Genomic DNA, 22031 nt, shown 5'->3' with positions numbered 1-22031 from the left:
AAGCGCGCCGGACGATGCCATCGTCGGGATGGGGCAGGGGCGGTTCCGGGATGGCGCGCTTACCCGACCGTGTACCGTGTTCGTGCGGGCGCGGACGCGGCGACGCAGTTGGGGCGGTGGTCGCCTGTGCCGCAGCGATCAGCGAGCGGATCGGGTCGACGATCGGACCGGCCGTGGGAATGGCGACTTCGGGCCAAAGCAATGCCGCGCGCAGCGAAATCCAGCCCGTCGCAATGGCCGCGAGGAACCGCAGTGGGCGGCCGCGACCCGCCCGCCGTACGGCAATCACGGATGCAGGCCGGGAACATCCGGAAAGACATGCGCGGTCTTGTCCCAGCGCAGCGCAATCCCGCGCAGCGACCCGACATAGGCCCACACCGCACGGCGCGCGGCGAGCAGCGCGATCACATTGCCGACGATCATGCGCGGTAGCGACCAGCATGCCTCGCGCCAGCCATAGGCGTTCCCGGTAAACACCGCGCGCGTGACGATCCGCCACAGCAGCAGCAGCGCGTTGACCGACAGCAATGCTTCGGACGCCGCAGGCATGGCGGGCGGCGCGGTGCGGGCGATCCAGTGAACGGCGTGCATCCCGACCCAGGCGAGCAACGCAAGGTAGGCCACCGCCATCACTACCACCGCGAGCGGCGCCCGCCGGTCGCGCATCCGCATCCAGTGGTCACGCCAGTCGAGCGGCGCGCCCCAACCGAGGCGATCCCAGCCCGCGAGCGCGATCCCGGTCATCCAGCGCGCTTTCTGGCGCACCGCGCCGGAGATCGTCGCCGGAAAATACGCTCGCACCGCGACGGGCGGGCCACGATCGGACGCGCGAACCCAGGCGAAGGTCCCGCGCCCGCCCAACATGGCGATCTGCAGCCCGAGTTCGTAATCCTCGGTCAGCGACGCCGCGTCGAACGGACTGCCACCGCGCGCGTCGGCGATCCGCCCGAGCATCGCGCGCTCGATCGCACAGCCCACCCCGGCGAGCGGCATGCCCGCACCGAGCGTCTGGCGAACGACCATCAGCTTGCCGTGCGCTTCGGCAAATTCGTCCGCATAATGGCCAGAAATCAACCGCGCGCCGCGTTGCACCAGCGGCAGTACCGGGAGCTGGACGGCGCTGAACCGCCCGATCAGCGCATCGAACACGCGCAACTCCCCCGCGTGAACCATGTCCTCGGCATCATGCAGCACGACTGCCGCGACGGAAACACCGTCCAGCGCTTCATCGCGACACAGCGCGCGCCACACCGCGTTGAGGCAATCCGCCTTGGTCGTCGGCCCCGCACGATCCCCGATCACCAGCCGGACGCGTGCGTCGGTCCGCGCAACCGCCGCGACGGCGTCGATCGTCGCACGATCGTTCGGGTAGGTGCCGACATAGAGGCGGTAGTCGCCATGATCGAAGCTGGCGAGCGCGGTGCGCAGCATCGCACCGATGACCGGCGATTCGTCCCACGCCGCGATGAAGATCGCGAGCCGACGTTCGGGGCTCGGCCGATACGCTGCGAGTTCTGGTGGAACGGGCGGGGCGCGGCGCGAGAGGCGCAACACGATCCATGTCAGATCGATCGCGAGATCGTCCAGGCCGCCAATGAGGAAACCGATCCCGGCGAACAGCATCGTCTCGCGCGCGATCGCATCGATCGCAATCGATGCCCACTCCATCCCCATGCCAAGCCCCCCGACTCAGTTTGGGCGCATCTAACCACGGAACAGCATGCGACAGGCGACATATCGTTACGATTACGAAACGGACTGTCCGATTATATACCCGGTTTGACGGAGGCGGCCGGCCGATACCACTAAGAGGGCTGCCGCAAACGGCAGACCGGCCGCCCCCCGCGATAGCGGAAGACGGCCGGTGCCACGCGACGAAACGGGGTTTAGCGGTAGAAGCCGCGGTTGACGTCGACCACATAGCCGCGGCGGGTGTCGACGAGGATCACGTCGTTATAATGCCGGACCCACTGCTGACCCGGGCGGGCGCGCGGAAGGTGGTAGCGCCACGGATCGGCGATGACGTAGCGGCTGCTGTAATAGGGCTGGCCGATCCGCAGGCCCGGGCGGAACGCGGTGTAACGGAACGGCGCGTTCCAATTGCCGCGGGCATAGGCATTGGGGTTACGATCCCGCCAGCCGCGCCAGTCGTTGCGCGCCCAGGCACGGTCACGATCGCGCAGATCCTCGCGGAATTCCTGGCGGGCTTCGCGGACGTCGTGGCGCTGGTCGCGGATCGCGCGCGGGTCACCGCTGCGATAAGCCTGCCGCAGATCCCGCTGCTCCTCGCGGATTTCCTGACGGTCGCGGCGCAGTTCCTGGTTCGATTGCGCCTGCGCGGCGACCGGCGTCAGCGTCGCAGCAAGCAACATAGTGGCGATGAGAGTACGCATGATGATCTCCTCCGATACGATCCGGTGCCTGCTGGAAGCACCGGACGATGAAGGGGGTATGCCATGCGCGAACTGAACCGTCCGCGAACGCTGCCGTCAGCCGACCGACAGGGTTGTATCAGAATGTAACCGGGGACTACGGGGCGCCACTGCCGTTCGGCCCGCTCGAACCGCGTGGGCCACCGCCGCCGCCACCGCCGCCGATCGCGCCGACCGTGCCGATATTGCCGAACAGTTCGTCGAAGAAGCTGCGCTTCTTGCCGAGCGTAGGCGTGATCCGTGTCGACGGGCTGATGCTGGCAACCTGCTCAACGCCTGAGCGACGCACTGCCGAAACGACGCCCTTCTGGTCGAAGCTGATGCGGATGGTGACCTGATCGCGCACCTTAGGGTTGTTGAACGCGTAATTGCGCGCTTCGCGGCTGATGTAATACCAGTCGCCTTCGTTGAACTGGCTGGTGAAGCTGGGCTTGCCGAGCACCGCGAGCACAGACTGGCGGTTGTCGGTGCCGGCCTGGACCGAATTGACCAGATCGGGATCGATCACATAGCCCTGGTGCGATTTCAGCGGAACGCAGGCGCTCCCCCCCACGACAATGGTGGCGGCGAGGACGGCGGCCGTCAGCTGGCGGACGGACTTAAGGCTCATCGACTTCTCCACACGGGCGCGGACACCCCAAGGCAGGGCACGCCATTCCATTGCATCCCGGACGCGATGCCTCAATATGCCGGGAAACGCGGCCAAACAAGGGCAGGCCTTGGGCAACCGCGAGAGGATATGCGTTTGAGCTTGTTATCGAGACTGTTCGGGCGCCGCGAGGACGATGTCGCGCTGGCCTTGTATGATTCCGTCGTGGCGAAAGCGCGGCTGCCGCATTGGTATGAAGCGGGGGGTGTGCCCGACACGATCGACGGGCGCTTCGACATGATCGCGGCGGTGCTGTCGCTCGTGCTGTTGCGGCTGGAGCGCGATCCGGTCGCTGCCGCCGCAAGCGCGCGACTGACAGAACGATTCGTCAGCGACATGGACGGTCAGCTCCGCGAATCGGGAGTCGGCGACATCGGCGTGGGCAAGCATATCGGCAAGATGATGGGGATGCTCGGCGGACGCTTGGGCGCGTATCGCGACGGGTTGGCCGCGCGCGACCTAGGACCGGCGCTGGAACGCAATCTGTACCGGGCAGGCCCGCCGTCCCCTGCCGCCCTCGCGCATGCGCAAGCCGCGCTGTTCGCGTTCGATGCTCGCCTTGCCGCCTTGCCCACCCCCTCGATCCTTGCGGGAGACATCGCATGACTGCCCCCGAATTTTCCCGGCTCGAACGCATCGACACGATCGGTGAGGGGGAGCGGACGATCACGGTCATCGCGACCGACGCCGAGCGCGTGGCGCTCGCCAAGCGCTTCGACCTGATTTCGGTCGACCGGCTCGAGGCGCGCTTCGCGGTCCGTCGTGATGCGGCCGGAATCGTCGCACGCGGGACGGTGGATGCCGCCGTGGTGCAGGCGTGCTCGGTTACCGATGATGCGTTGTCCGTGACCGTTTCCGAACCGGTCGCGCTGCGCTTCGTCGATCACGAACCCGATGCCGAGGAAATCGAACTGGATCCCGAAGCGCTCGACACCATGGTGTTCGACGGCGCGGCGGTCGATCTCGGCGAGGCGGCGGCGGAGACGATGGCGCTGTCGCTCGATCCGTTTCCGCGCGGACCGAACGCAGCGGCGGCGCTCAAGGCAGCAGGAGTAATCAGCGAGGAAGAGGCCAAGCCCGCGGGCGCGCTCGCTGGATTGAAGGCGGCGCTGGAGAAGCGGCTCGACCGGTCGTAACGGATGGGGGTGCCGTGGGGGGAGAGCAACGGCCACGGGAATGGATCGCCGTCTTCAAACGCCGCCTTTAATCCTCGTCCGGCCCCAAGCTCGCATCGAGATCGCGGGGCCGCACGAACTTCGTCAATTGCGCCGCCCCCGGCTTGAGATCGGCCCAATCCCCCGCGAACGTCATCTCGGCCAGCGTTGCGGTCGGATATTTCGATTCGAGCGCCATCCGCAGCGGATCTTCCGAGATCGGCACGAGCCACAGCGCCAAATCCTCGAGCCCCGGATTGTGCCCGACCAGCAGCAGCCGCTCGGTCGCGGCAGGCACCTCATGCACCAGATCGAGCAGCGTCACCGCCGAGGCGAGATAGATCCGCCGGTCCCACACCGGCGCCAACGTCCGGCCATAACCGCTTTCCACCCCTGCGAGCGTCTCGACCACGCGCGCGGCGGGCGAGGCGACGACATGGTCGAACGCCAGACCCCCGCTGCGCAAGTGCGTCCCCATCATCGCGGCGGCGCGCTTTCCCTTGGCGTTGAGCGCCCGATCGAAATCGCGCAGCGCCGGGTCATCCCAGCCCGACTTGGCATGGCGCAGCAGCGTCAGCGTCTTCACGGGACTTCTCCGTTGGCGGTTGCGCGAGCCCCTTGCCCCGTTTGCACGGGCGAGGGAAGCGCCGCCGCGCGTGCAACCGCTTCATCCAGCGTAACGCGCGTGATCGTGACGCCGGATGGGAAGGCAGTGAGCAATCGCGACGGCATTGCCGAGGACAGCAATACGAACATCCCGTGGTCGTCCGCACGCCGGATCAGCCGCCCGAACGCCTGCGCCATCCGCGCGCGGACGATCCGGTCGTCATAGCCTTTGCCCCCGCCATCGCCGGTCGCCGCCATCCGGCGTGCGGCGTGGAGCACGGTCGGCTTGGGCCATGGCACGCCTTCCAGCACGACCATCCGCAGCGAGCGTCCCGGCACGTCGACCCCGTCGCGCAAGGCGTCGGTGCCGAGCAGCGACGCTGCCGGATCGTCGCGGAAGATGTCGACCAGCGTGCCGGTGTCGATCGGGTCGACATGCTGCGCGTAGAGCGGCAGCCCTTCGCGCGCCAAGCGGTCGGCGATCCGCGCATGGACCCCGCGCAACCGTCGGATCGCGGTAAAGAGCCCGAGCATCCCGCCACCGCTTGCCAGCCCCAGCCGCGCATAGGCGTTGGCGAGCGCCGCCATGTCGCCGCGCTTGACGTCGGTGACGATCAGCACCTCGGCCTGGTTTGCGTAATCGAACGGCGACAGCGCGGCGAACCGGCTCGCGCCGCGCAGCAGGTGATTCGCGCCGGTGCGTGCCTCGGCGACATCCCAGCCTTCGTCGGAGCCTGCGTCACCGCCGCGCAGCGTCGCGGACGTCACCAGCACGCCGTGCGCCTGCTTGAGCACCGTCTCGGCAAACGGCCGGGTCGGGTCGAGCCAGTGCCGATGCAGCCCGACGTCGTAATCGCGCCCCTCGACTCGATCGACCGCCATCCAGTCGACGAAATCGGGCGACGCCGGCCCACCGATCCGTGTCAGCAGCGACAGCCACGCCGCAACCGTATCCGCGCGCCACGCGACCGACGCGACCGCGCCCTCGATCCGCGCGCGGGCGGGACCGTCCATCCAGTCTGGGCCCTCCTCAAGCACCGCCTCCAGCCGCCGCCCAAGCGCGACCAGCGGGCGTACCAGCGCATCGAGCGCTTCAGCGGCGGGCGCGGCGGCTTCGATCAGCGTCGAGTCGGGTTCGGCGAGTTCGGTCTCCAGGCCATAGCCCGCATCGCCCTCCGTTTCGGCACGCGCATAGGTCAGCCCGCGCACCGCCGCGAGCAGCGCCTCGACCGGTCCGAACGGCGCACCCTCGCCCAGCCTTTGCAGCCAGCCGTCGCTCGCCAGCGCATGCGCCGCGACGACCGCATCCGTGATCGCGCGCCCGCCCGCCTCGTCGTAGCTCGCCACGTCTGAAAGCCGCGCGGCAAGCCCACGCCGCCGCCCGCGCCCGCCCGATTCGGGGCCGATCACCCAGCGGCGCAGCTCGATCGTCTCGGCGCCGGTCAGCGCGGTCGAGAACATCGCATCGGCGGCGTCGAAGATATGGTGTCCCTCGTCGAACACATAGCGCGTCGGGCGAGTCGTCTGCTCGCGCCCGCGCGCGGCATTGACCATCACGAGCGCGTGATTGGCGATGACGAGATCAGCGTCTGCACTCGCGCGCGCGGCGCGTTCGATGAAGCATTTCCGGTAATGCGGGCAACCGGCATAGACGCACTCGCCGCGCCGGTCGGTCAAAGCGGTCGATCCGTTGCGGCGGAACAGCGTGGTCAGCCAGCCGGGCAAATCCCCGCCGACCATGTCCCCGTCCGCCGTAAACGCCGCCCAGCGCGCGACCAGTTGCGCGAGGATCGCCGCGCGCCCGGCGAACCCGCCCTGCAACGCGTCTTCCAGATTGAGCAGGCAGAGGTAATTCTCGCGCCCCTTGCGCGTGACGACCTTGGCCTTGCGGACGGTGGCGTCGGGGAACAGTCGCGCGCTTTCCTGCCCCAATTGTCGTTGCAGCGCTTTCGTGAAGGTCGACACCCACACCGCCCCGCCAGCTTGCTCCGCCCACAGCGATGCGGGCGCGAGATAGCCGAGCGTCTTGCCGATCCCGGTGCCTGCTTCCGCGAGGACCATGTTGGGCGCGCCTTGCGTCATCCGCGGCCCGAACGCCTCGCGCGCGGCCTGCGCATAGGCACGCTGGCCGGGGCGCTGCTCGGCGGTGCTGCCAGTCAACGCGGCAAGCCGTTCCTGCGTGCGGTCGGCGTCGAGCGATACCGTGCGGGGCGCGGGGCGGGGGGCACCCTCGGACCATTCGGGCAGCTTGGTGTAAAGCCAGCGTTCGGCCACCTTGGGCTTGGGCAACCGGTCGACCAGCAGTGGCGCCCAGGTCCAGCGCAGCCGAAATAGCGATTGCGCGGCGGTCCACGCGCCTTCGCGCTCAGGCCAGTCGTTGCTCTCAATCATCGCGAGCAAAGCGGCAGTCGCGTCGCGCAGGAACGGCGCAATTGCACTGTCTTCCTCGGGCGCTGTGATCCCCGCGACCCGCGCCAGCCCGCGTGGCGTCGGCACCATGAAGCGGGCAGGGCACAGGAACGCAAACAGTTCGAGCAGATCTAGCCCGGACAGATCTGCATAACCCAGCCGTTGGCCGATCAGCGCGGCGTTGAGCAGGATGACGGGTGTGTCGGCGGCAATGCGGATCGCTTCGCCCCGACCAATCGGTCGTGTGCCGTTGGCGTCCGCGATCCATATGCCGCTGTGGCTCGCGTGCAGCGCGGGATAGGGAAGAACGGTCACCCGCCCGATATCGCGGGAACGGAACGGAATGGCAACGCCAGAAGGGGACAGTTACGCGTGTTTGCGCGCTTCACCCCTGATGCGGGCGGACCGGCTTGGCCTGTGCCAGTCGCGCACCATTCGCGCGGCAGGAGGCGCTGACCACCGGATAATCAATGTCCGCATTCCGCGCGAGCGCGGCGGGCATCGCGGCCTGACATTGCGCGATCGAGCGATACTGGACCTGCTCAACGCGTGCCTGTTGGCAAGCCATGCTGCCATCACCGCAGCCCATGATCGCCATGACGTAGAAAAGCGGGTCCATCATCGTCTCCGTTCGGCGATAAAACCGACGAGCCGCGCTGCTTGTTCCACCAGCCGCTTTCGATCCGGCTTGACTAGGCCTACATGCGCTGTCGATGCCACCTGATCTCGCAACCACTTCGACCGCGCCCGAGCGCCCGATGCTCCCGACGCTGCGGCGCTTCCTGCCGTATCTCTGGCCCGCCGATGCGCCCGCGCTGCGGCTGCGAATCGTCGGTGCGATGCTGCTCGTTGTGGCGTCCAAGCTGGTGCAGGTCTACGGCGCGCCGTTCGCCTTGCAGGGCGCGATCGATGGAATGGCAAGCGGACCGCAAAGCCGCTCGGTCGTCTCGCTGATCTTCCTGCTGGTGATCGGCTATGCCGCGGCGCGGTTCGGGTCGGTCGTGTTCGACAACTTACGCAACGCGGTGTTCGAACGCGTCGGGCAGGATGCGACGCGGCGTTTGGCGGCGGGTGTGTTCCGGCACCTCCACCAATTGTCGCTGCGCTTTCATCTCGAACGCCGCACGGGCGCGGTCACCAAGGTGGTCGAGCGCGGGACCAAGAGCATCGACACGATGCTCTATTTCCTGCTGTTCAACATCGCCCCGACCGTGCTCGAACTCGCGCTAGTGCTCGGGATCTTCTGGACCAAGTTCGGGTTCGGGCTGGTCGCGGGCACGTTGGTGATGGTCGCCGTGTACATCGTCTTCACGCGCTGGGTGACCGACTGGCGCGCGGCGCTGCGCACACGGATGAACGACCTCGACACCGGCGCGGTCAGCCATGCCGTGGATTCGCTGCTCAATTTCGAGACGGTGAAATATTTCGGTGCGGAAGAGCGCGAGGGCAAACGCTACGATGCAGCGATGTCGGCCTATGCCAGTGCCGCGGTTGTGTCCGAGAATTCACTCGCGTGGCTCAACATCGGACAGGCGTTGATCACCAATCTGATGATGGCGGGCGGGATGGCGCTGGTCGTCTATGGCTGGAGCGAAGGGCGCTTCACCGCGGGCAATGTCGTGCTCGTCTCGACGCTCCTCGCACAGCTGTTTCGCCCACTCGACCTGCTCGGCATGGTGTATCGCACGATCCGGCAGGGCGTGATCGACATGGGCGCGATGTTCGACCTGATCGATACGCCTTCCGAAGTGGTCGACGTGCCCGGCGCCAAACCGCTGAGCATCGCGCGCGGGCATGTCCGGTTCGAGGGCGTGCGCTTCGGCTATGACGACGGGATGCCGATCCTCAAGGGGATCGACCTCGATATTCCGGCGGGCAAGACGCTCGCGGTGGTCGGGCCGTCGGGCGCGGGCAAGTCGACGCTCGCGCGGCTGCTCTACCGTTTCTACGATCTGACCGGCGGGCGGATCACGGTCGACGGGCAGGACATCGCGCAGGTGACGCAAGCGAGCCTGCGCTCGTCGATCGGGATCGTGCCGCAGGACACGGTGCTGTTCAATGACACGATCGGCTACAACATCGCTTATGGCCGCGAGGGTGCCGGCGAATCCGAGATCGAGAACGCTGCGCGCGGGGCGGCGATCGCGGGGTTCATCGAGCGCCAGCCCGACGGCTACGCCACCCGCGTCGGCGAACGCGGGCTGAAACTGTCGGGGGGCGAGAAGCAGCGCGTTGCGATCGCGCGGACGTTGCTCAAGAACCCGCCGATCCTGATCCTCGACGAAGCGACTAGCGCACTCGACAGCCGCACCGAGGGCGAGATCCTCGATACGTTGCAAGCCATCGAGCGCGGGCGCACGACGATCGTGATTGCGCACCGGCTGTCGACGGTGGTCCATGCGGACGAGATCGTTGTGCTCGAGGCGGGGCAAGTAGTCGAGCGCGGGAGCCACGCGGCGTTGCTGCGCAAGGACGGCCTGTATGCCGAGATGTGGAACCGCCAGGCGCAGGAGCGCGCGGAGGAGACACTCGCGGCGGAATAGGGTTTTGGGGGCCGGTGCTCACCTTCCCCCAAGCCACTATAGCAGCGCGCGATATTCCGGATGCTTTTCGATATACGCCGTCACGAACGGGCATTGCGAAATGACCTTCAACCCGCGGTCGCGCGCTGAATCGAGTGCGGCGCGGATCAGCTTCGATGCCACCCCGCGGCCCTCGATCGCGCGCGGCACGATCGTATGCGTAAAGACGATCGTGTCACCCTCCAGCTGATACGCCGCGACCGCGCGTTGTCCGCTGACGATCAGTTCGAATTCGGCCTCGGCCTTGTTGTCGGTAACGCGTTCCATATCCCCGCATGTGCTGTGCGGCCCCGGCTTGTTCAAGAACGTTTCGTGAAAACCTTGTGAGCCCACCCCACCAGCGTTACATGTAACGACACCTTTCGAGGACCACCGCAATGGGCATGGAACGACCGATGACCAGCGCCGAACGCGTCGCCAAACGCCGCGCTGCGTTGCGCGCGCAGGGGCTGCGGGCGCGGACGCTGTGGCTGCCAGATCGGGGCAGCGCGGCGTTTCAGGAAAGCGTTGCTAGGGACACGGCCGTCATCAACGCGATGCAACGCGAGGCCGATACGGTCGCTCTCATCGAAGCGATCCAGCATTGGCCTGAGGCGGACTATGACTGGGGTCCAGGCGGCACACCGTGATTCGCGGCGACATCGTCACCGTCGCCGGCGGATCGGGTTTCGCTGGCAAACCGCGTCCGGCACTGATCGTCCAGGACACCGCTTATCTGGGGATCTCGACGGTCGTCCTTGCGCTGATTACAAGCGACGCGCGCGCTAGCCAGCTGTCGATCAGTGTCCCCGTCGCCCCTACCTTGGACAACGGTCTGCGGGTGCAATCCTATGTCACCGTTCACGAACTGGTGACGGTTCGCCGCGAAAAGCTGGACAAGCACGTCGGCAAGCTTGAAGAGCCGCTGATGCGCCGTGTCGATCACGCCATCATCCTTTTTCTTGGCCTAGACCGTGGTTGACCCTCTCCCAATCCTGCAATCCACCTTCGGTTTTCCGGCGTTCCGCGGCGTCCAGGGAACGGTGGTCGAGCGCGTCCTTGCGGGTGAGAACACGCTTGCGGTGATGCCGACCGGCGCGGGCAAGTCGCTGTGCTATCAGCTTCCCGCGGTCGCGCTCGAGGGGACCTGCGTCGTCGTTTCCCCGCTGATCGCGCTGATGCATGACCAGCTCCGCGCGGCGACCGCGATCGGGATCAGCGCGGCGACGCTGACCTCGGTCGACACCGACCAGATGGAGACGATCGCACGCTTCCGCCGCGGCGACCTTGACCTGCTCTATGTCGCGCCCGAACGCGCCTCGAGCCAGAGTTTCCGCGATCTGCTGGGGCAAGCCCCGCTCGCGCTGTTCGCGATCGACGAGGCGCATTGCGTGTCCGAATGGGGACACGACTTCCGCCCCGATTACCGCCTGCTCCGCCCGCTGCTCGACGCTTTCCCGGACGTGCCAAGGCTCGCGCTCACAGCGACCGCCGACGCGCATACCCGCGCCGACATCCTCGACCAGCTCGGCATCCCGCATGACGGGATGATCGTCGCAGGCTTCGACCGCCCCAACATCCAGTATCGCATCAGCCCCAAGGACAATGCCACCCGCCAGATCGCCGACCTGATCGCGGAAACCCCCGGCGCGGGGATCGTCTACGTCCAGAGCCGCGCGGGCACCGAGAAGATGGCCGAGGCGCTCGCCAAGACCGGCCGCCCGACGCGCGCCTATCATGCCGGGCTCGACCCGTCGGTGCGCGCGCGCAACCAGGCCGATTTCGTCGCGTCCGAGGATATGGTGATGTGCGCGACGGTCGCGTTCGGAATGGGAATCGACAAGCCCGACGTCCGCTTCGTCGCGCATGCTGGTCTGCCCAAGTCGATCGAGGCGTATTACCAGGAAACCGGCCGCGCGGGCCGCGATGGCGACCCGGCGGTCGCGCATCTCTTCTGGGGCGCCGAGGATTTCGCCCGCGCGCGTCAACGGATCGGCGAGGTCGAACCAGCGCGCCAGCCGGGCGAGCGACAGCGGCTGGCGGCGCTTGGCGCGCTAGCGGAGACCGCGGGCTGCCGGCGCCGCATCCTGCTCAAGCATTTCGGCGACGACAGCCCCGAAAACTGCGGGAATTGCGACAATTGCATCACCCCTCCCGCCAGCGTCGATGCGACGGAGGTGGCGAGGAAGTTCCTCTCCGCGGTCTTTCGCACAGGGCAGAGCTTTGGCGCTGGCTATATCGAACAGGTCCTGATGGGCCAGTCGAGCGAGCGCAGCCTGATGAACGGGCATGAAGCGCTCGGTGTGTTCGGGATCGCGTCGTCGCCGGAGGAGGCTGCGCTGATCAAACCGGTCGGGCGCGCTTTGCTGCTCCGCGATGCGCTCCGCGCGAACGATTTCGGCGGGCTCGAGTTCGGCCCCGGCGCGCGCGGAATCCTCAAGGAAAACGACCGCGTCGACCTGATCGTCCCGCCCAAGCGCACGCGCCGGACGCGTGGGGGGGCGGGGGCGGCGGCGAACCCAAGCGGTGATCCGCTGTTCGAGGCGCTCCGGACCCGGCGCCGCGAACTCGCGCTCGAGGCGAGCGTGCCGCCCTATGTGATCTTCCACGATTCGGTGCTGCGCGAAATGGCAACCCTGCGCCCGGCGTCGCTGGCGGCGATGGGGCGGATCACCGGCGTGGGCGCGCGCAAGCTCGAGGCCTATGGCGAGGCGTTTCTGGCGGTGGTGCGGCGGTTCTAGGATGCCGACTGCCGTACCCCGCTTGTCACCCACTCTCCGTCATTCGTGCGCAGGCGACAGGTCCGCAAAACTGTCCGTCATCCTGAACGCGTTTCAGGAGCCGGCCCTCCGCAGATCCGGATTATGCCCGTTGCACGGTGGATGCTGAAACAAGTTCAGCATGACGGCAGCTTTTCAGGCGCGGTCCGGCACACCCACGGACTCACGGTAGCAACGGATGCGTCAAACGCGCTCCCCGCGGTCATCCTCACGATCATCCCGGTAATCCGACTCCTCGCCCACCTTCGACGCCCGTGCCGCGCGATAGCGCCGCGCAGCGAGCACCGCCCCCAGCGCAAACCCGCCCGGCACCAGCACCACCACCGCCGCCACCCCGATCCTCGTCCAGTCCTTGCGTTCCATCCGGAGCGCCTAGGCGGTCAGCGCAGATCGGTCGCCACGAAATCGGCACACCGTTCCCCGATCATGATCGATGGCGCGTTGGTGTTGCCCGAGACGAGCTTGGGCATGACCGACGCATCCGCGACATACAGTCCCTCCACGCCACGCACTCGCAGCTGAGGATCGCACACCGCGGCGTCGTCCGACCCCATTCGTGCGGTCCCGACCGGGTGATAGACCGTATCCGCGCGCGACCGGATCAGATCTTCCAGCGCCGCTTCGTCGGACAGATCGACCGGGTGCCGATCGCGGCCCTGATGATCGCTGAGCGGCGGCTGTTCGAGAATCCGGTACATCGCGCGGACGCCCGCCTTCATCACCGCCATGTCGCGCGGGTCGGTGAGGAAGGCCGGGTCGATCAGCGGCGCCTCTCGCGCATCGGTCGAGCCGAGCCGCACCGTCCCGTGGCTTTCGGGGCGGAGCACGCAGACATGGCAGGAATAACCGTGCCCCGGCACCTTGGTCCGGCCATGATCCTCCAGCGCGGCGACGACGAAATGGAGCTGGACGTCGGGGGCAGGGGCATCCGGCATCACTTTCAGGAACGCGCCGGCCTCGGCGAACGGGGTCGTCATCATCCCCTGCCGCTTGCGCAGCCATTGGATCATGCCCCCCGCCAGCGCCATCGTGCCTTTCATCGAACTGCCGACGAATTGGGTTCCCGGAGTCTCGAACGACGCCACATAGTCGATGTGGTCCTGCAGATTGGACCCGACCGCAGGCCGATCGACCCGCACCGCGATCCCGTGGTCGCGCAGATGCGCCGCCGGGCCGATCCCCGACAATTGCAGCAATTGTGCGGTCCCGAACACGCCACCCGCCAGGATCACCGCGCGCCGCGCGCGGATCTGGCGTGCCTGACCGTCCTGGAAATAGGCGACTCCGCTCGCGCGCCCGCCGTCGAACAGGACGCGCTCGACAGTGACGCCAGTCAGCACCGAGAGATTGTGCCGCGTCGGCCGGTCACCGAGATAGGCGCGCGCCGAGGTCCAGCGTTCGCCGTTCCGTTGTGTCACCTGATACAGCCCGATCCCTTCCTGCCGCGCGCCGTTGAAATCGTCGTTGTGCGGGATCTGCAGGCTTTCGCCCGCCGCGACGAAATCACGGCTGCCGGGATTGGCGTGATGCTGCTCGCTCACCCACAGCGGCCCGTCACCGCCGTGAAAGGCGTCGTCGCCGCGTTCGTTATGCTCGCTGCGGCGGAACCACGGGAGCACGTCGTCATACGACCAGCCGGTGCAGCCCAGCGCGGCCCAATTGTCGTAATCCCATTTGTTGCCGCGAATATAGATCATCGCGTTGATCGCGCTCGACCCGCCCAGCCCCTTGCCGCGCGGCTGGTGCCCGCGCCGGCCGTTGAGCCCGGCTTGCGGGACGGTTTCGTAATTCCAGTTGGTCTTGGGGGTCTGGAACGCGAGCATTGCGGGGATCCGCGTGCGCAGTCCGGTGTTGCGCCCCCCGGCCTCGAGCACCGCGACCGAGAATTTGCCGCCTTCGCTCAGCCTCCCCGCCGCAGCGGCACCGCCAGATCCTCCCCCGATGACGACGATGTCGACTTCTTCCACGGCCTATCCTCTCGCGCTCCACGGCCGTGGCTATGCTGCCAGCGTGCCTTGAGTGCGGAACTTGGCACGAACCCCGGTCGCCCGCCAGTGGCCCGGTGGCGCGGTATCAGTGAAAGGTCAGCGTGGCTTCGAGCGCGCGGACTTCGTCCGCGGTCACGCCGAACAGCAGCACGCCACCGAACATCCGCTCGCCGGTCTCGACCCGCACGCCCTCGACGTCCTGGCTAAGCGCGATCGGCGGGAGCAACCGCCGGGCGGCGACTTTCGTGCCCTGTCGCTTGAGCATCGCGACCGCACCGCTGCCCGCGATCAGCGCCGCATTGCCGTCGGTGCCGACCACCGCGCCATGCGCGACGAACCCTGCGAGCAAATTCTCTGCCATCTCGCGCGCTTGCGCCGCGTCGCCGATCCGGCTTTCCGCCAGCCGCAGCCAGCGCGCCACCAGCGCAAGACCGATCAGACCGGCGAGGCCATAACCGATCACGTCCCAACTCAGCGGCATTGGCGCGCGCCGGTCTGCGTCACTGCGGGGTCGACACCGCGTCGAGCAACGGGCGCAGACCGGTGAGATCGTAGCCAGCCGCCGCCGCCTTCGCCATGGCAGTGTCGGGGTGCGCCCCCGCCTTGACTGCGGCGAGTGCCCACAGGTTGCAGGAGCGCGTGCCAGAGCGGCAATAAGCGAGCACCGGCCCCTTCGCCTTGTCCAGCACCGCCGCCATCGCGTCGATCTGCGGGTGTGAGAAACCCGCCTGCGTCACCGGGATCGCGGTATAGGTCATGCCCGCGGCGGCGGCGGCGGCGGCGATTTCGTCGCCGCTCGGCTGGCCGAAATCCTCGCCGTCGGGACGATTGTTGACGATATCGGTAAAGCCCGCCGCAGCGAGTTCGGCGATGGAATCGGGGGCGATCTGCGGGGCGACGGCAATGCTGCCGTCGATGGTGCGAAGCGTGGTCATGGGCGCCCTTATACCGTGCGACTGCGGAGGTGAAAGCCTTGGTACTCTCTCCCACGGCAATCACCGAAAATATTGATTTAAATCAATATCGGTTGCGGAGCGGGTCAATCGCAGCCATGGCCACCCGCCACGGACACACTGAGGAATATCATGAAGAAACTACTGCAAGTTCTGGTCGTCATTGCAGTTGCGATCGTCGTGATGTTCGGCAGTCGCTGGTACATGTACGTCGCTTATGCGGGCTCGCCGTATGACGAAGTCGGCATTGCGCTGAATGGTTACGCCCCGGCACCGCTGCGTCACTGGGGCTGCGCCAAGCTGCACGCGCGTTTCCCGGGCCAGCTGCCGCCGCTCGGCTGCGGCGGCGCGGACGGCCGAAGCTGGATCTGAGCCACGACGTCGGAACGCGCGCTCGCGTTGATCCGTTAGAGCGGCGTTGCGGCAGCGCAGCATTGCCTCGATCAGCGGAGATTTTGTGATCGGCGACCTGGGATTGTCGCATTTGTGGGAGCAGCGGCTCGTCGCTGCGCTGACCTTCGCGGTCGCGGTTGCGATCGCGCTGCTGTCCTACCGCGTCGCGATGCTTGCGCTCCGCCGGTTTACCGAGCGGACGCCGACCCGTGCCGACAACGTCGTGGTCGCGCGCATCGCCGCGCCGCTGCGCTGGATCTTCGTGGCGATCGCGCTGAGCATGGCGGGGCGTGCGATCGACCTGCCCGCGCATCAGGCGGCGCTGGGACAGCAGATCGCCGGGTTCGTCATTCCCGCGCTAGTCGGCTGGATGGTGATCGCGACGATCCGGGCGGTCAACGACATCGTCGATCTGCGCTACGACGTCAGCGTCGCGGACAATCTCAAGGCGCGGCGCAAGCGCACGCGCTATGCGATCCTCACACGGATCGCGATCATCTGCGTCGTTTTCATCACATTGTGCATGATGTTGCTCAGCATCCCGGCGATCCGTGCGGTGGGCGTGACGCTGATGGCGTCCGCAGGTCTTGCCGGTCTGGCGGTCGGTGCGGCGGCGCAGCCTGCGCTCAAGAACCTGATCGCGGGGTTCCAGCTTGCGTTCACCGAACCGATCCGGCTCGACGACGTCGTCATCATCGAGGGCGAATGGGGGCGGATCGAGGAAATCCGGCTGACCTATGTCGTGGTGCGGATCTGGGACGAGCGGCGGCTAGTCGTGCCGGTGAGCAAATTCCTCGAGGACAGTTTCCAGAACTGGACGCGGTCGAACGCGCAATTGCTGGGATCGGTGTTCCTCTATGTCGATCCCTCCGCCGACATCGCGCGGCTGCGCGAACGCGCCGGGCTGATCGTCCAGGACAATCCGCGCTGGGACAAGCGCTTCTGGAACCTCCAGGTGACCGACACGACGGTCGAGGCGCTGCAAGTGCGCGTGCTTGCAACCGCGCAGGACGCGTCGATCGCGTTCGACCTGCGCTGCGACATTCGCGAAGGGTTGATGCGCTACATCGCAACCGAAATGCCCGAGGCGATCGTGCGGCGGCGGGTTCAGGCGGACGGGTTCGGGCACACCGCCGTGACCGACAGCCAGCCGTAGCTTTCGCGCGACGTAATTTTCGCGTACAGACGGGATCGAGCGGTGATCGGAATTTGATCCGCTCGCCCCCCTTCACCACGCTTGCCCATGCCCCCCGGCATCGGCCATTGGACCTGCATGACATTTCAAGTCGACATGGGGCTCGACACGGGCGGGCGGCCGGTGCCGATCGATCTCGAGGAATTGCTGGCGACGCGACTGCTGGTCCAGGGCAATTCCGGCTCGGGAAAGTCGCATCTGCTGCGCCGGCTGCTCGAACGCAGCGCGGGCCAGGTCCAGCAGATCATCATCGATCCCGAGGGCGATTTCGTCACGCTCGCCGACGTCTACGGGCATATCGCGATTTCGGCGGCGGACTATTCGGTCGGCGAGATCGCGCGCTTCGGCACGCGAATCCGCGAACATCGCTCGTCGGTGGTGCTCGATCTCGAGGGACTCGAGATGGAAGGGCAGATGCGCTGCGCCGCCGCCTTCCTCTCCGCCTTGTTTGATGCGCCGCGCGAGCACTGGTTCCCCGCGCTCGTCGTGGTCGACGAGGCACAGGTGTTCGCGCCGTCGATGGGCGCGGAAGTCAGCGAGGAAGTCCGCCGCGCGTCGCTCGGCGCGATGACCAACCTGATGTGCCGCGGTCGCAAGCGCGGCCTCGCCGGGATCATCGCGACTCAGCGGCTGGCGAAGCTCGCCAAGAACGTCGCGGCGGAAGCCTCCAACTTCCTGATGGGGCGCACCTTCCTCGACATCGACATGGCGCGCGCGGCCGATCTGCTGGGGATGGAGCGGCGCCAGGCCGAACAGATCCGCGATTTGCCCCGCGGTACCTTCCTCGCGCTCGGGCCAGCGGTCAGCCGCCGTCCGGTGTCGATCAAGGTCGGCTCGGTCGAGACCGGGTCGCGCGGTGGCGGGCCGGTGCTGACGCCGCTCCCCGATGCACCGACCGGCGAGATGAAACAGCAATTGTTGCTCGGACTCGAGGAACCGATGCCGATGCCAGCGCCCCCGCCGCGCCCCGCGCCCGCCGCGAAGGTGATCGACCGGATCGAAGCGGACTCGACGCCCGATCCCGTCCCCGAGGTGCCGCGCCACACCGAGGAGGAACTCGCTGGAGTCGTCCGCGACGTGCTCTCCGCGATCGTGGAGGACCCGGATTCGACCGCGCGCCCCGCGGCGATCCTGTACCAGGATTTCCAGGTCCGCTGCCGGATGGTCGGGGTCTCGCCCGCGCCGCTCGACCCGTCGGGCTTCGCGCGGCGGCTCGCTGCGGCCCGCGCCGGCATTCTCGACGGGCTCGACGGCGACTGGGCGGAAGCGATCGCGACCGCGCACGAACTGCCCGACGAGATGCTCGGCGCCTTCCTGCTCGTGGCCAAGGCCGCGCGCGAAGGGTTGCCGTGCCCGAGCGATGCCGAGATCGCGCAGACCTATGGCACCAGCTCGCTGGGGCGTGCGCGGCGCGTGCTCACCTATATCGAGGGGCGCAATCTGTTCGTCACGCGGATCGATCTCGCGGGCAAGCGATCGGTGACGATTCCGACGCTCGGCTGGACGACTCAGCCTGCCGATGCGGGATGAAATCGTCGTCATGCCGCATGTCGGGCCTTTGAATCGCCCCGATTATCGTGCAGCGCGCGGGGACGCGCTCTGGGCACCGACTTGATGGCATCCTCGACTTATCGTTCTTCCAATGATCGCGGACGCGCGCGCGGGATCATCCTCGCGCTGGTCGTCGAGGGACTGGTTGCGTTGCTGTTGCTGCAGCTCGGGACGGGCGTGTTCACGCCGCCCAAGCCGCAGCGCGAGCTCAAGACGTTCGAGGTCCCGCCGGATGCGCCATCGCTGACCCCCAAGCCGACCCAGCCGACGCGCAAGCCGACCAAGGAACGCACCGCCACCACCACGACCTCGCCCGCGCCACCCCCGCCGGTCGCGCCGCCGCCGGTGGTGACGCCGGTGCGGCCCAAGTTCATCGAACTCAGCCGCGACGAATTCGCCGCGTCCGACATCGGCAAGATCCCGTCGCATCAGGGCGAAGGCGATTCGGAAGGCAAGGGCAAGGACAGCGTCGCGGCCTATGGTCCGGGTGAGGGGCCGGGCGGTGCGACTCTCTACAATGCGGAATGGTATCGCGAACCGACCCATGCCGAACTCGCAACCTATCTGCCCGCCGGGGTGCAGACCGGCTGGGGGCTGATCGCGTGCAAGACGATCGAGGATTACCATGTCGAGAATTGCCGCTCGCTGGGCGAATCCCCGCCGGGATCGGGCCTGTCGCGCGCGTTGCGCCTGGCGTCGTGGCAGTTCCGCGTGCGCCCGCCGCGGATCGGGGGGAAGCCGATGATCGGCGCGTGGGTCAAGATCCGCTTCGATCTGACGGTCGGGGTGAAGGACAACTGAGGACCTGCGGTGCTGCACCGGAGAGGGGTGAGGGGCGCGTTATCTCGGTCGCTCGGGCACGGCGTTAGTTTTTCGGCTTCTTTCGCTTGACCGGCGCCCGCGCCCCCGCGGCGACGCCAAGCATCGCCCATTCGCGCAACGCATCCGCATCGTCATACACGTCATCCGGCGCGCGGCGGTAATTCATCGAGCCCGTCCGCCCTTCGCCCATTTCGTAGGTGAAGCGCACGCAACCGGCGGCATCCCAGGTCGCATCGCTTTCCGCATCCGCCTTGAACCACAACAGGTCATCCCCGACGATCGCGAAGATCGTACCGTCGAGATAGAGCGTCGCGCCGCCCATCATCGCGCGCTTGGTCATGTTCCCCACCGGCGCGAGCGTTTCCTCGACCCATGCGAGCAATCCCGGATCGACCGCCATCAGGCCCCACCGACCATCAGCTCTTGTCCGCCAGCTTGGCCAATGCATCGCCGGTGACGCGGTACACGGTCCATTCCTCCATCGGCAGCGCGCCGACCGAGCGGTAGAAGGCGATCGCCTTCTCGTTCCAGTCGAGCACCGACCATTCGAACCGCGTGCAGCCACGCTCGACCGCCAGCGCCGCGAGATGCTGGAGCAGCGCCTTGCCGACTCCGCTGCCGCGCGCTTCCGGCGTGACGTAGAGATCCTCGAGATACAGCCCGCGCCACCCGGTCCAGGTCGAGAAATTGTGGAAGAACAGCGCCATTCCCACCGGCTTCCCGTCGAGCGACGCGATCGCCGCCTCCGCCGCCGGATGCGCCCCGAACAGTGCGTCGTGAAGCAACGGCTCGGTCGCGACGACCTTGTCCGATGCGCGCTCGAACTCAGCGAGTTCGCGGACGAAATGCAGGATCAGCGCGACATCGTCGGCGGTGGCGGGGCGGATTTTGATCATGCGGCGGCCTCGGTCTGGGGGGCAGGTGCGGCGGTGCCGCGAATGGCGAAGATGCAGCCCGCGATGATGAGGGCCGCGCCTGCTAGCGTGTAGAGCGAGACGCGTTCGTCGAACACCCACCAGCCGAACAGCCCCGCCCAGACGAACGCGGTATATTCGACCGGCGCGAGCACCTGCGCCTCGGCATGGCTGTACGCCCACGCCAACGCGATTGCCGAGATCGACCCGAGCACCGCCGCCCCGCCGATTGCGGGGAGTTGCGCCACGCTCGGGACCGCGGCGAACCACCAGGCGCCGACCAGCAACAGTCCGGTGAGCACGATGCTGGTGAACAAGGCGACCTCGAGCGGATCGGCGACCTGCGCCTGTTGCCGCAGCAGGATCAGCGAATAGGCGTAGAAGATCGACGCCGCGAAGATCGCGAGCGAGCCGAGCACATGGGCGGTCGAGGCATGCGCCTGCACTTCCCCCGCCGCGATCGCGATCACGCCCAGGCTCGCGATCACCGAGCCGAGGATCGCCGCACGCCGGATCGTCTCGCCGAGCAGCACCGCGGCGAAGAACAAAGCGATCAACGGTGCGAGAAAGGTCAGCGCGACGCCCTGCGCCATCGGCACGCGCACCAGCCCCCAGAAGAACAGCAGCACCGAGATCCCCCCGGTCGCCCCGCGCAGCGCATGGAGTTTCAACGCCGCCCGCCCCGGGAAGGCCCGCCGCTTGAGCAGGAACACCGTACCAAGCAGCATCACTCCGACGAACGAGCGCCACAGCACCGCGCTATACGCGCCGCTGGTGATGCTGAGGCCCTTCATCAGGACGTCCATCGCCGAATAGGTCGCAATGCCCATCGCGGCGACGGAGAAGGCCAACGATGAGGAAACAGGCCGCATCGCTGCCCCATAGCGGGGAGCGCCACCAACGTCACGCATGACGCAGAGGCGGATTACCGGATCATGTGGATAGCGACTCCGATATCGAGGTCGGCCCAGGCCCGATCGGCCGAGACGACCGGCAGCGCGCAGGCAAGCGCGAGAGACAGGCAGGCGCGATCGGCAAACGAATCATTCTTGCCGACTCGGGGTTTGAGATCCGCCGCCAGGCGCGCCTGATGGTGATCGAACGGAACGATGTCGATCTTCAGTTCGGCAAGGGTCGGCAGTACCGCGTCGCACGTGCCTGTCCTGCGTGCGATCTTCTCGAGAATTTCGGTGAGATTGACCGTGGAAAGCCGTGCGCCACGTGCCGAGGCGGCTGCCACGTCCGCGCCCCTTTCCCCAAAGAGGATCGCAAGGACTGCGGACGCGTCCATAACCACGCTCATTGCGCTTGGTGCATCCGCATCCAATCTTCGAGCTCGGCCTCTTCGCGTGCGGCTTCCGCCCGCCGTTCCGCGATCAGTTCATCGACCATGCTGCCGCTATAGTCGGGCGGCAGCATCGCGCGAAACGTACGCTGCACCTCTTTGACGATCTGCGCGTAGGTCTTGACGATCAAGCCGCCATCCTCTGCCCGTTCGATCACCAGCGAGTCGCCTTCCTTGATCCCCAATTCCGCAAGGAGTTCCGGGGGGATGGCAATCGTACCGCCAGCGGTCACTTTGGCATGGTAGGTCATGGTGGATCCTCCAGGACCCACCAGATAC

The 22031-nt window shown here is 67.2% G+C and carries 26 protein-coding genes and 1 pseudogene; 10 read left to right on the top strand and 17 right to left on the bottom strand.

The window, feature by feature from the left end:
* The 4 genes and pseudogenes from QBJ92_RS17915 to QBJ92_RS17900 all read right to left on the bottom strand — a co-directional run.
* Positions 1–289: pseudogene (locus QBJ92_RS17915) on the bottom strand (hypothetical protein); the annotation flags it as partial.
* Entirely contained in the window at positions 286–1674 is a 1389-nt protein-coding gene (locus QBJ92_RS17910; protein WP_277971052.1) for a glycosyl transferase family protein, read from the bottom strand. The gene QBJ92_RS17910 and the pseudogene QBJ92_RS17915, both read right to left, overlap by 4 nt.
* Before the next feature lie 212 nt (positions 1675–1886).
* Entirely contained in the window at positions 1887–2393 is a 507-nt protein-coding gene (locus QBJ92_RS17905; protein WP_277971051.1) for an RcnB family protein, read from the bottom strand.
* Between the two features lie 136 nt (positions 2394–2529).
* On the bottom strand, positions 2530–3042 hold the full coding sequence (locus tag QBJ92_RS17900; RefSeq protein WP_277971050.1) for an outer membrane protein assembly factor BamE: 513 nt from the start codon (positions 3040–3042) through the stop codon (positions 2530–2532).
* Between the two features lie 129 nt (positions 3043–3171).
* On the opposite strand from QBJ92_RS17900, the gene QBJ92_RS17895 reads away from it, so the two are divergent.
* Positions 3172–3687, top strand: coding sequence for a ubiquinol-cytochrome C chaperone family protein (locus QBJ92_RS17895; protein WP_277971049.1), 516 nt, complete (start codon positions 3172–3174; stop codon positions 3685–3687).
* Positions 3684–4217, top strand: a complete 534-nt coding sequence (locus QBJ92_RS17890; RefSeq protein WP_277971048.1) for a YceD family protein — start codon at positions 3684–3686, stop codon at positions 4215–4217. Before QBJ92_RS17895 ends, QBJ92_RS17890 begins: the two co-directional genes overlap by 4 nt.
* Positions 4218–4284: 67 nt before the next feature.
* Here QBJ92_RS17890 and QBJ92_RS17885 read toward each other — a convergent pair whose 3' ends face one another.
* The 3 genes from QBJ92_RS17885 to QBJ92_RS17875 all read right to left on the bottom strand — a co-directional run bounded on the left by QBJ92_RS17885 (position 4285) and on the right by QBJ92_RS17875 (position 7869).
* Positions 4285–4821, bottom strand: coding sequence for a SixA phosphatase family protein (locus tag QBJ92_RS17885; RefSeq protein ID WP_277971047.1), 537 nt, complete (start codon positions 4819–4821; stop codon positions 4285–4287).
* Positions 4818–7565 carry an ATP-dependent DNA helicase gene (locus tag QBJ92_RS17880; RefSeq protein ID WP_277971046.1) on the bottom strand — a complete coding sequence of 916 codons (2748 nt, stop codon included), beginning with the start codon at positions 7563–7565 and terminating at the stop codon, positions 4818–4820. The genes QBJ92_RS17885 and QBJ92_RS17880 overlap by 4 nt, the downstream gene beginning before the upstream one ends.
* Positions 7566–7635: 70 nt before the next feature.
* The gene (locus tag QBJ92_RS17875; RefSeq protein WP_277971045.1) at positions 7636–7869 is read right to left on the bottom strand and encodes a hypothetical protein; all 234 of its coding nucleotides are present in this window, start codon (positions 7867–7869) and stop codon (positions 7636–7638) included.
* A gap of 94 nt (positions 7870–7963) precedes the next feature.
* Here QBJ92_RS17875 and QBJ92_RS17870 point away from each other — a divergent pair, with 94 nt between their 5' ends.
* Complete coding sequence (locus tag QBJ92_RS17870; RefSeq protein ID WP_277971044.1) at positions 7964–9793, top strand: ABCB family ABC transporter ATP-binding protein/permease; 1830 nt, start codon at positions 7964–7966, stop codon at positions 9791–9793.
* A 36-nt stretch (positions 9794–9829) separates the two neighbouring features.
* Here the strand turns inward: QBJ92_RS17870 and QBJ92_RS17865 are convergent, their stop codons facing one another.
* Positions 9830–10099 carry a GNAT family N-acetyltransferase gene (locus QBJ92_RS17865; RefSeq protein WP_277971043.1) on the bottom strand — a complete coding sequence of 90 codons (270 nt, stop codon included), beginning with the start codon at positions 10097–10099 and terminating at the stop codon, positions 9830–9832.
* 128 nt (positions 10100–10227) lie between these two features.
* Between QBJ92_RS17865 and QBJ92_RS17860 the strand changes: the two genes are divergently transcribed.
* From QBJ92_RS17860 to recQ, 3 genes are read left to right on the top strand one after another with little or no spacing between them, the layout of a single operon-like run.
* Entirely contained in the window at positions 10228–10461 is a 234-nt protein-coding gene (locus QBJ92_RS17860; protein WP_277971042.1) for an antitoxin MazE-like protein, read from the top strand.
* Positions 10458–10793: a type II toxin-antitoxin system PemK/MazF family toxin gene (locus tag QBJ92_RS17855; RefSeq protein ID WP_277971041.1), complete on the top strand. Its 336-nt coding sequence runs from the start codon at positions 10458–10460 to the stop codon at positions 10791–10793. The genes QBJ92_RS17860 and QBJ92_RS17855 overlap by 4 nt, the downstream gene beginning before the upstream one ends.
* A complete protein-coding gene (gene recQ, locus QBJ92_RS17850) occupies positions 10786–12552 on the top strand; it encodes a DNA helicase RecQ (protein WP_277971040.1) in 1767 nt (588 codons plus the stop codon). The genes QBJ92_RS17855 and recQ overlap by 8 nt, the downstream gene beginning before the upstream one ends.
* Positions 12553–12774: 222 nt before the next feature.
* Here recQ and QBJ92_RS17845 read toward each other — a convergent pair whose 3' ends face one another.
* From QBJ92_RS17845 to QBJ92_RS17830, 4 genes are all read right to left on the bottom strand, one after another.
* The gene (locus tag QBJ92_RS17845) at positions 12775–12954 is read right to left on the bottom strand and encodes a hypothetical protein (protein ID WP_277971039.1); all 180 of its coding nucleotides are present in this window, start codon (positions 12952–12954) and stop codon (positions 12775–12777) included.
* Positions 12955–12971: 17 nt separating this feature from the next.
* A complete protein-coding gene (locus QBJ92_RS17840) occupies positions 12972–14558 on the bottom strand; it encodes a GMC family oxidoreductase (protein WP_277971038.1) in 1587 nt (528 codons plus the stop codon).
* A gap of 106 nt (positions 14559–14664) precedes the next feature.
* Entirely contained in the window at positions 14665–15060 is a 396-nt protein-coding gene (locus QBJ92_RS17835) for a hypothetical protein (RefSeq protein WP_277971037.1), read from the bottom strand.
* Positions 15061–15079: 19 nt separating this feature from the next.
* Positions 15080–15514 carry a TIGR01244 family sulfur transferase gene (locus QBJ92_RS17830; protein WP_277971036.1) on the bottom strand — a complete coding sequence of 145 codons (435 nt, stop codon included), beginning with the start codon at positions 15512–15514 and terminating at the stop codon, positions 15080–15082.
* A gap of 150 nt (positions 15515–15664) precedes the next feature.
* On the opposite strand from QBJ92_RS17830, the gene QBJ92_RS17825 reads away from it, so the two are divergent.
* The 4 genes from QBJ92_RS17825 (at position 15665) to QBJ92_RS17810 (ending at position 19472) form a co-directional block, all read left to right on the top strand.
* The gene (locus QBJ92_RS17825; RefSeq protein WP_277971035.1) at positions 15665–15904 is read left to right on the top strand and encodes a hypothetical protein; all 240 of its coding nucleotides are present in this window, start codon (positions 15665–15667) and stop codon (positions 15902–15904) included.
* An 88-nt stretch (positions 15905–15992) separates the two neighbouring features.
* Positions 15993–17081, top strand: coding sequence for a mechanosensitive ion channel family protein (locus QBJ92_RS17820; RefSeq protein WP_431358432.1), 1089 nt, complete (start codon positions 15993–15995; stop codon positions 17079–17081).
* A gap of 117 nt (positions 17082–17198) precedes the next feature.
* Positions 17199–18650 carry an ATP-binding protein gene (locus tag QBJ92_RS17815; protein ID WP_277971033.1) on the top strand — a complete coding sequence of 484 codons (1452 nt, stop codon included), beginning with the start codon at positions 17199–17201 and terminating at the stop codon, positions 18648–18650.
* A gap of 84 nt (positions 18651–18734) precedes the next feature.
* Positions 18735–19472, top strand: a complete 738-nt coding sequence (locus tag QBJ92_RS17810; RefSeq protein WP_277971032.1) for a hypothetical protein — start codon at positions 18735–18737, stop codon at positions 19470–19472.
* Positions 19473–19536: 64 nt separating this feature from the next.
* Here the strand turns inward: QBJ92_RS17810 and QBJ92_RS17805 are convergent, their stop codons facing one another.
* From QBJ92_RS17805 to QBJ92_RS17785, 5 genes are read right to left on the bottom strand one after another with little or no spacing between them, the layout of a single operon-like run.
* Positions 19537–19893: a TfoX/Sxy family protein gene (locus QBJ92_RS17805; RefSeq protein WP_277971031.1), complete on the bottom strand. Its 357-nt coding sequence runs from the start codon at positions 19891–19893 to the stop codon at positions 19537–19539.
* 16 nt (positions 19894–19909) lie between these two features.
* On the bottom strand, positions 19910–20389 hold the full coding sequence (locus QBJ92_RS17800) for a GNAT family N-acetyltransferase (RefSeq protein WP_277971030.1): 480 nt from the start codon (positions 20387–20389) through the stop codon (positions 19910–19912).
* On the bottom strand, positions 20386–21279 hold the full coding sequence (locus QBJ92_RS17795; protein WP_277971029.1) for a DMT family transporter: 894 nt from the start codon (positions 21277–21279) through the stop codon (positions 20386–20388). The genes QBJ92_RS17800 and QBJ92_RS17795 overlap by 4 nt, the downstream gene beginning before the upstream one ends.
* Before the next feature lie 53 nt (positions 21280–21332).
* On the bottom strand, positions 21333–21698 hold the full coding sequence (locus QBJ92_RS17790; protein ID WP_277971028.1) for a type II toxin-antitoxin system VapC family toxin: 366 nt from the start codon (positions 21696–21698) through the stop codon (positions 21333–21335).
* A gap of 8 nt (positions 21699–21706) precedes the next feature.
* Positions 21707–22003 (bottom strand): AbrB/MazE/SpoVT family DNA-binding domain-containing protein, encoded by a 297-nt coding sequence (locus QBJ92_RS17785; RefSeq protein WP_277971027.1) that lies wholly within the window; start codon positions 22001–22003, stop codon positions 21707–21709.
* Between the last annotated feature and the right edge of the window lie 28 nt (positions 22004–22031).

The organism is Sphingomonas echinoides, from assembly GCF_029623395.1.
Taxonomy (GTDB): domain Bacteria; phylum Pseudomonadota; class Alphaproteobacteria; order Sphingomonadales; family Sphingomonadaceae; genus Sphingomonas; species Sphingomonas echinoides_A.
Note: the sequence above shows the minus strand (reverse complement) of the source record. Positions and strands in the feature narration are given on the sequence as shown.